Origin of the sequence: Nocardia alba NBRC 108234 (genome assembly GCF_001612665.1) — a bacterium.
Lineage (GTDB): Bacteria > Actinomycetota > Actinomycetes > Mycobacteriales > Mycobacteriaceae > Nocardia > Nocardia alba.
The window spans coordinates 91,556-99,164 of the sequence record NZ_BDAX01000010.1 but is presented as its reverse complement, the minus strand read 5'-3'; the positions used below and the strand labels follow the sequence as shown (position 1 = coordinate 99,164).

General features: G+C 67.3%; 8 protein-coding genes. 4 read left to right on the top strand and 4 right to left on the bottom strand.

Translation table 11 applies throughout. The annotated features are described in order from the left end of the window. The first annotated feature begins 412 nt into the window (after positions 1–412). The 3 genes from NA12_RS33645 to NA12_RS33640 all read left to right on the top strand — a co-directional run bounded on the left by NA12_RS33645 (position 413) and on the right by NA12_RS33640 (position 2,238). On the top strand, positions 413–580 hold the full coding sequence (locus NA12_RS33645) for a hypothetical protein (protein ID WP_157106392.1): 168 nt from the start codon (positions 413–415) through the stop codon (positions 578–580). A 105-nt stretch (positions 581–685) separates the two neighbouring features. Beyond that, positions 686–1,771 (top strand): ATP-grasp domain-containing protein, encoded by a 1,086-nt coding sequence (locus NA12_RS13205; RefSeq protein ID WP_341540346.1) that lies wholly within the window; start codon positions 686–688, stop codon positions 1,769–1,771. A 302-nt stretch (positions 1,772–2,073) separates the two neighbouring features. Then, positions 2,074–2,238, top strand: a complete 165-nt coding sequence (locus NA12_RS33640; protein ID WP_157106391.1) for a hypothetical protein — start codon at positions 2,074–2,076, stop codon at positions 2,236–2,238. A gap of 68 nt (positions 2,239–2,306) precedes the next feature. Here the strand turns inward: NA12_RS33640 and NA12_RS13200 are convergent, their stop codons facing one another. Further along, entirely contained in the window at positions 2,307–2,948 is a 642-nt protein-coding gene (locus tag NA12_RS13200; RefSeq protein WP_084472739.1) for a TetR/AcrR family transcriptional regulator C-terminal domain-containing protein, read from the bottom strand. 96 nt (positions 2,949–3,044) lie between these two features. Between NA12_RS13200 and NA12_RS13195 the strand changes: the two genes are divergently transcribed. Beyond that, positions 3,045–4,040 (top strand): NAD(P)-dependent alcohol dehydrogenase, encoded by a 996-nt coding sequence (locus NA12_RS13195; RefSeq protein ID WP_243654734.1) that lies wholly within the window; start codon positions 3,045–3,047, stop codon positions 4,038–4,040. A gap of 15 nt (positions 4,041–4,055) precedes the next feature. On the opposite strand, the gene NA12_RS13190 is transcribed toward NA12_RS13195, so the two are convergent. From NA12_RS13190 to NA12_RS13180, 3 genes are all read right to left on the bottom strand, one after another. After that, positions 4,056–6,029: a 5-oxoprolinase/urea amidolyase family protein gene (locus NA12_RS13190; protein WP_067449749.1), complete on the bottom strand. Its 1,974-nt coding sequence runs from the start codon at positions 6,027–6,029 to the stop codon at positions 4,056–4,058. Positions 6,030–6,241: 212 nt separating this feature from the next. After that, positions 6,242–6,856, bottom strand: a complete 615-nt coding sequence (locus tag NA12_RS13185) for an urea amidolyase associated protein UAAP2 (protein WP_067449617.1) — start codon at positions 6,854–6,856, stop codon at positions 6,242–6,244. Continuing rightward, the gene (locus NA12_RS13180; protein ID WP_067449616.1) at positions 6,853–7,602 is read right to left on the bottom strand and encodes a DUF1989 domain-containing protein; all 750 of its coding nucleotides are present in this window, start codon (positions 7,600–7,602) and stop codon (positions 6,853–6,855) included. Before NA12_RS13180 ends, NA12_RS13185 begins: the two co-directional genes overlap by 4 nt. Positions 7,603–7,609 lie beyond the last annotated feature (7 nt).

The window sequence follows — 7,609 nt, the reverse complement described above, 5'->3', positions numbered from 1 at the left end:
GAGCGGATCGTCCGGGGCGAGTGAGGAGTTGGTTCAGCACGATGGCTGAACCAGACTGAGCCTAATCTGTGCGCACATCCGATGAGTCCAGCGAGGTAGGAGGTGGTTTCCGTGGCAATGCCGGTGCCGCATTCGGCCGAATGGACCGCTGCGGATCTGGATCAGCTACCCGATGACGGACTGCGTTATGAGGTGTTGAATGGCCAGCTCGTTGGGAATGCCGCACCGAAGCCGAAGCATCAGTGGTTGATCAAACGGCTGACTCAGGTCCTGGACGCGAGCGTTCCCGCCGACCACCTGGTTCTGGACGGTGTCGGCGTACTCATCGGCGACGACGATGGGCCGCCGTTGGTCTGGGGTGCCCGCGTGCACGCGGGCTATTCTGGACAGGGGAATCGATGGGGAGGAAATCATGGCCGATCAGCACGACGAGGAACTCGATCCGCGGGCCCAGTGGCGCCACTTGCCCTCGGAGCCGACGGAATTGATCGAGGAAACCGCTACCGAGACCAGGTCGACGGAGCACGGTGTACCGGCGGTCGATCACACCGAGGAGTTCGTTCGCAAGTACGGACTCTGACTCGGCGCCAGCGATGTGACGTGCGCTCCTTCTGCTCGAAATGTGCTCGAAGCAGAACCGGTATAGGGTCCGGTTCTCTCCGAGAACAAGAAGGGAGCGGTTGGTATTACGCTTCGGGTTTGGCTGAGCAGTGCGGGGGCGGCAACCGTGCAGGTCATGCGGTTGCTACGGGAGAATCCCGACGGGGTGGCAGTCACTATTTACGCCAGCAATGTGGATCCGAGTGCTGCTGCTCTCTCGGCCAGTGATGTGTCGGCGATCGAACCTCGGTATGTCAGCAACGAGGACTACGCGCAGTTCGCGCTCGACTTCTGTCGTACGCACCGCATCGACGTCCTGATACCGCCGCGGCGGCTCGACGCGCTGGCGGGCCGAGCGGCGGAATTCGCGGCGGTCGGCACCAGCCTGATGTGTTCGCCGTTGTCGGCGGTGACGGCGTTGACCAGCAAGGTGCTCACCTATGAGATCGCCGGTGCGGCCGGGGTTCCCGTGCCGCCGTGGCGGGAGGCGACCGACGCGGACGAGCTCTACGCGGCCGTCGACGAGTTGTCACTCACCGGAGAGACGCTCTGTATCAAACCGAGTGGGGAATTCTCGGCGTTCGGGTTCCGGATTCTGGACGACCGCCCGCTGACCATGGCGCACCTGCGGGTCGCACCACGCCCGGTGGCCTCGGTCGAAGCGGTAGCCGGGGCGATGCGCCGTGCGCAGGCGGATGGCGAATTCGTGCCGCCGCTGCTGGTGATGCCGTTCCTCGAAGGCCCGGAGGTCAGCATCGACTGTCTGTCCACACCGCGAGGCGAGCTGCTGATCGGTATCGCGCGCGCGAAGCAGGGCCGATTCCGCATGTTGCTCGACGACCCCACCCTGGTCGATATCGCCCGTCGAATAGTCGGGCATTTCGAGCTCGCCTATCTGACCAATGTTCAATTGCGTTATCGGGCAGGGGAACCGGTGCTGCTGGAGGTGAATCCACGGCCGTCGGCAGGGTTGTTCCACACCGCCTTCGCCGATGTGAATCTGCCGTGGGCGGCAGTTCGCCTACTGCTGCAAGGGGATTCGGGTTTGCGAACGCCGCCGCGGCTCGGCGCCTGTCTCGCGGTGGCGGAAGCGGTGATGGAGGTGGCTCCACAGCGGGAGTCGCCGTTGCCGGGTGCGGCGCACAGGAGCGCGGACCTGGTTTCCGGCTGACCGGCGGCGCACCCCGCTTCCAGTGGATAGACCTCGGTCCGCTTTCGGAACGGTGAATTCGGTGGTGCGGAGGTCACGGGGCGGTAACGTGCTGATTCCCGACGCTGTGCCGGGAAAACCGTCGGCTGTACGGCATGAGTGCCTTTCGCGGGTGCGGTGTCGAATGGCGACAGTGATATTTCCGCGACGCCACGGCGAACGACGTGATGCTTTCTTGTCTGGAATTTGCCCACTGCACCGCGAAGACTGAGAGAGCGCGCAGCTAGGAACCAACCGAGTTCAGTCGAGGGAAGGATTCCCCTATGTCCGTGAAGATGAGCAAGGCAGCCGCCGCGGCCGCCATCGTTCTGGCTCTTGGCGCTGTCGCCGCTCCCGTGGCCTCGGCTGCCGTGCCCGCGCCGCAGGCATCAGAAGTCGGATCGGTGGGGATCTGCTTCCCGGTGGGCAGCGTGGAAGTCTGCTTCTGATCGCGTCCGGCGTTTATCCATCGGTTTCCGGCGGGGCAGAATCGGACTTCGGTTCTGTCCCGCCGTTGTCAGCGGGGGAGCAGTCCGGCCAGCCCCTCGAGAAGTAGGTCGAGACCGAACGTGAAATCGGCTGCGCCGGAGTGGGTTCCGGTGATGACGAGGGCGGCCAGCGCGTGCATGTGGGGATGGGTTTCGGTGGGGATGAGCGGGAGGAAGCGTTGGGCGGCCGACGCGTATTCGTCGGGGGCGAGGGGGAAATTGATGGCCTGGATGGTGAAGCCGTAGATGTGGCTGTCCATGGCATTCCAGGCGCGATCGGCCTGTTCGTAGGTGAAGCCCGCGGTGATCAGACAGCCGAGGGTGGCGTCGATGTAGCCGAGCATGGCGGGGCCGACATTGACGCGCGAGCCCAGTAGGCCGGTCGCCCAGCGGTGGTTCAGCAGGACCTCGTGGGCGGAAATGGCGCGGTTGCGCAGTTCGGCCCGCCAGTCGCCGCCCACCCGGGGGACGTAGATCTCCGAGACCACCAGATCGATGATGCCGTCGTAGAGGTCGTCCTTGTTGGCGACGTGGTTGTACAGCGACATCGCCTCCACGCCGACGGTCTTGGCGAGGTTGCGCATCGACAGGGCAGCAAGGCCCTGCTGGTCGGCGAGGTCGATGGCGGCACGCAGGACTCGTTGTCTGGTGAGTGGGGTGCGTGGCGGCATGGAAGCTCCTGACTGTTCCTTGACCTACTTACGGCGTAAGCGTAGCTTCTGTATCAGAAGACTTACGCTGTAAGTGCGAAGCGAGGGGTAGTTCTCATGACCGAGGTGGATACGACGTCGATGACCGCGTGGATCGCGCCCCGCTACGGCGGGGGTGAGGTGTTGCGGGCCGAGGTCGTGCCGCGGCCGGCGCCGGGGGATCGGGATGTGGTGGTCCGGGTGCGCGCGGCGTCGGTGTGCAGTGGTGATCTGCATCTGCTCACCGGGACGCCGTATCTGCTGCGGCTCGGGTTCGGATTGCGCAGGCCCAAGCACCGGATGATCGGACAGAACCTGGCGGGCGAGGTGGTCGCCGTCGGCGGCGCGGTGACCGATTTCAGGGTCGGGGATCGGGTCTTCGGCGAGGTTTCCCACGGCGCGTTCGCGGAGTACGTCCGCGCCGATGCGGGGGCTTTCGCCGTGGTGCCCGCTGCGCTGAGCATGGAGGAGGCCGCGGCGATCCCTGATTCGGGCATGACGGCCTTGCAGGGCCTGCGCGACATCGGCAAGGTCGGGCCGGGACACCGGGTATTGATCAACGGCGCGTCCGGCGGCGTCGGCAGTTTCGCTGTCCAGCTCGCGAAAGTGCTCGGCGCGCACGTGAGCGCCGTGTGCAGCACCCGGCATCTCGCGATGGTGCGCGACATCGGCGCGGACGTGGTCATCGACTACACGGCTGACGATTTCACTCGGACCGAGGTGCCCTACGACGTGATCTTCGACCTGGCGGGCAACCGCAAATTACGGGAGATCCGCCGCGTGCTGACCGCGGACGGCGTCTTCATCTCCTCTGCCGCCGCACCAGGTAACAACTGGTTCGGCCCGGTCCGCTGGCTGACTCAGGTGGCACTCACCGACCTGTTCGCGCGCCAGACGCTGAAGGCTCTGCTCATGCGACCCGCTGCCGCCGACCTCGACTACCTGGCCGGGTTGGCAGTCGAGGGCAGCCTGCGACCGGTGATCGAGCGACAGTTCCCGCTCTCCGACACGGCATCGGCCATCGCGGCGTTCGAGCGCGGCCACGCATCGGGCAAGACTGTTCTCGTCGCATGAGCGGTTCGGCTGCTGTCAGTCGGTGAGTTCTCCGGCAGTGCGCCATGATTGACGCTCCTGCGCGAAAGCCTCGGCTTGGACCGCGCGGAAATCGGCGATGGAGTCGTCGTTGTCCGCCAGGAACCGGCGGTAGTCGGCGAGCCGGAACTCGCCCTCCTCGGTGGTGATGTCCACCTTGCCCGCGGCGAAATCCGCGCGCAGGTCGAGCAATTCCGCCGCCTCCACCGGGTGCCAGCGAATGCGGTCGAAATAGCGCAGCAGCCAAGGGGTTTCGGGGTCGGTGGCGAAACGGTCGACGCCGGGTCCGGCGGTGCCGGTGGGACGGGCCCGGTGGTTCCAGACCTGGGTGGTGCGGCCGACGAATTGGTAACCGCCGGGACCTTCCATGCCGTAGACGCAGAGGTAGGCGCCGCCGATACCGACCGCGTTCTCCGGGGTCCAGGTGCGCGCCGGGTTGTACTTGGTGGTGACGAGGCGGTGGCGGGGATCGGTGGGGGTGGCCACTGGCGCGCCCAGGTAGACGTCGCCGAGGCCGAGGACCAGGTATTCGGCGTCGAAGACGGTGTTGTAGACGTCCTCGACGGCGGGCAGGCCGTTCATGCGGCGGATGAACTCGATGTTCCACGGGCACCAGGGGGCGTCGGCGCGGACCCCGTGCATGTAGCGGGTGATCGCTTCCCTGGTGGCCGGGTCGTCCCAGGACAGCGGGAGATGGACCGTGCGGCTCGGGACGACCAGTTGATCGGAATTCGGCAGCTGCGCTTCGGCTTCGGCGAGCAGGTCGAGCAGAGCGGGGACCGGCAGCACAGCGGGGTCGACCCTGATCTGGAGCGAGCGGATGCCCGGGGTGAGCTCGACGACGCCGCGGAGCCCGATCGCGATGAGATGCTGGTGCAGCGCGTGGACGCGAGCGCGCAGGCCGAGATCGAGGGTGAGCGTGCCGTATTCGACGAGCACGCCGTCGTCGCCTTGGCGGCGGTAGGTCACGCGGGTCTCGTCGTCGACCTCGGTGCGTCGAAGGACACCGTCGTCGCCGTCGCGACCCGCTGAGAGGACAGTGCCGAAGCCGGCGCGTCGACGAGCGCCGAGTTCGGCTGCGGGAGCGGCATGTTCGGCACGGATGGGGACGAAGCGGACCTTGTCGCCCGGGGTGAGCTGGCCGAGTTTCCAGCGGTCGGCGGCGACCACGGTGACCGGGCAGACGAATCCGCCGAGGCTCGGACCGTCCGGGCCGAGCAGGATCGGGGTATCGCCGGTGAAGTCGAGGGCGCCGACGGTATACGCGTTGTCGTGGATATTCGACGGATGCAGGCCGGCTTCGCCGCCGTCGGTGCGAGCCCACTCGGGCTTCGGGCCGATGAGTCGCACGCCGGTGCGGTCGGAGTTGAAGTGGACCTCGTAGTCGGTGCCGACAATGGTGTCGAAATCGGCGCGGGTGAAGAACTCCGGTGCGCCGTGCGGGCCCTCGGTGACAGCGAGTTCCCAGCGGTGCGCGAAGGCCGGCTGGTCGGCCATCGGAACGGCGGGGGCGAGGCGGGTCGACGGTGTGCCCAGCGTGTGCGATTGGCCGGCACGCAACGCGGCGCCGGTTCCGCCGCCGAACTTCCCGAGCGTGAATGTCGCCGCGCTGCCCAGGAATTCGTCGACGTCGATGCCGCCCGAGATCAGGATGTAGGTCCGCATGCCGGGGCCGCGGATCGCGCCGATATCGAGCACGCCACCCGCCGGAACCTCGACGGTCCGCCACTGCTCCACCGGGATGCCGTCCACCCGGACGTCGGCGACCGCACCGGTGACGCACACCCACGTCGGCTCGGCGAACCGCAACGCCGGTCCGCCCAGCGTGCATTCCAGCCCGGCCGCGCCCTCGGGGTTGCCGAGCACGCGATTGCCCAGCCGGAACGACAGGTCGTCCATCGGCCCCGACGGCGGGACTCCGATGTGCCAGTAGCCGATTCGGCCCGGCCAGTCCTGCACGGTCGTTTGCATTCCGGGACGGATGACTTCGACGCGTCGTCGAGTGACACCGGTGACCGAAGTCGGATCGTTCGCGTTGCCGGGGGCAGTGCCTGCCTGGTCGGCGGTGTTCGACTCGGCCGGGCCGACAGCCGAGTTCGCGGTGGCGTCGGCGATATCGTTCGGGGCGAGGCGGTCTGTCGGGACCAGGTCGGCTGCGGGATGGAAGCGGGTGTCGGTGAGGCTCATCGCATGACCACCATGCGGACGGGGGTGGGGTCGAAACCGTTGCAGGGGTTGTTGATCTGGGGGCAATTGGAGACCAGGACCAGGGTGTCGATCTCGGCGCGCAGGGTGAGCGTCTTGCCGGGAGCCGACAGGCCGTCGACGATGCCGAGGGTGCCGTCGGATTCGACCGGGACGTTCATGAACCAGTTGATGTTGGACACCAGATCGCGCTTGCCCAGGCCCCATTCGAGCGCGGCGGTCAGGAAGTTCTCCACACAGGCGTGCTGGTGACGGGTGTGATGGCCGTAGCGCAGCGTGTTCGATTCCTGAGAGCAGGCCCCCGCGATGGTGTCGTGGTTGCCGACCTCGTCGGCGACGACCGTCATCAGCGGGGTGCCGCCCTCGGTGCGCAGGACACTGCCGGTGGTGAGGAAGATATTGCGCTGGGCGGCGATCGTGGCCTGGGCGCTGTAGCGATCGGTGTGGTCGGCCGCGGAGTACAGCAGGCAATCGACGGCCTGGTTGCCGTGCAGGTCGATGATGTCGAGGTGGTCGCCGGCGCGGACGACGGCCGACCACGGCGCCCGGGCGGGGACGGTTTCGTCGAGGACGACGGTGCGGGTGGTGGTCATGCCGGAACCTCCGTGTTCAGTGCGGCCGTCCAGGCGGCTTCGGTGTTCTCGACGGCCCGCCGGTATTCGGGGTCGTCGTTGCGGGTGTCGAGGTCTGCGGGCGACGACCACGCGAGGAGGTCGAGGTCGCCGGTGGGACGGTCGTCGAGGGGATGCGGGGCGTTGGCGATCAGCAGGGTCGACGGGAGATGAACGATCAGGTCGAGGGTGGCGCCGGCCGGACCGTTGCCGGTGGACTCGATCGCGCCGTCCGCCGCGACCCGCGCTCCGCGGAACAGGGCGATCGAAGGGCCGATATCGCGGGGTTCGAGGCCCTGTTTGGCACCTGCCAGGTGGAGTTGGTGGCGGCCCTCGGGGGTGGGGCCGCACAGGGTGTCGTGGTGGCCGTCGGAGTCGGCGAGGACGGTGGCGAGGACGCGGCCCTGGTCGGAGAGCAGGGGGTGGCCTTGACCGAGGTAGGCCTGCCAGGGGACTTTCACGGTGTCGGCGACATTCAGTCGCTCCCACGGGGATTCGGTTCGTAGCAGGAACACGTGGGCGCAGGTGGTGCCGGAGGGGTCGCTCAGGCGTACTCGGGTGCCTCGGCCCAGTGCGATGTTCGCGTATCCACCTGATGGGATGCGTTGTGCTACTGAGAGTTCGGTGGGATCTACGCCGGGGGGTGGTACGGGGGTGGTTGTGGTTGCCGCTGTGGCTTGGGCGCGGGCGTGGGCTCGGGCGGCGGTGGTGGAGTTGGTGGTTGTCATCGTTGAC

Bases quoted from the DNA above. Each gene is read 5' to 3' on its own strand.
- NA12_RS13195 (WP_243654734.1), top strand. From the start codon at position 3,045: ATGACCGAGGTGGATACGACGTCGATGACCGCGTGGATCGCGCCCCGC.
- NA12_RS13190 (WP_067449749.1), bottom strand. From the start codon at position 6,029: ATGCAAACGACCGTGCAGGACTGGCCGGGCCGAATCGGCTACTGGCAC.
- NA12_RS13200 (WP_084472739.1), bottom strand. From the start codon at position 2,948: ATGCCGCCACGCACCCCACTCACCAGACAACGAGTCCTGCGTGCCGCC.
- NA12_RS33645 (WP_157106392.1), top strand. From the start codon at position 413: ATGGCCGATCAGCACGACGAGGAACTCGATCCGCGGGCCCAGTGGCGC.
- NA12_RS33640 (WP_157106391.1), top strand. From the start codon at position 2,074: ATGTCCGTGAAGATGAGCAAGGCAGCCGCCGCGGCCGCCATCGTTCTG.
- NA12_RS13185 (WP_067449617.1), bottom strand. From the start codon at position 6,856: ATGACCACCACCCGCACCGTCGTCCTCGACGAAACCGTCCCCGCCCGG.
- NA12_RS13180 (WP_067449616.1), bottom strand. From the start codon at position 7,602: ATGACAACCACCAACTCCACCACCGCCGCCCGAGCCCACGCCCGCGCC.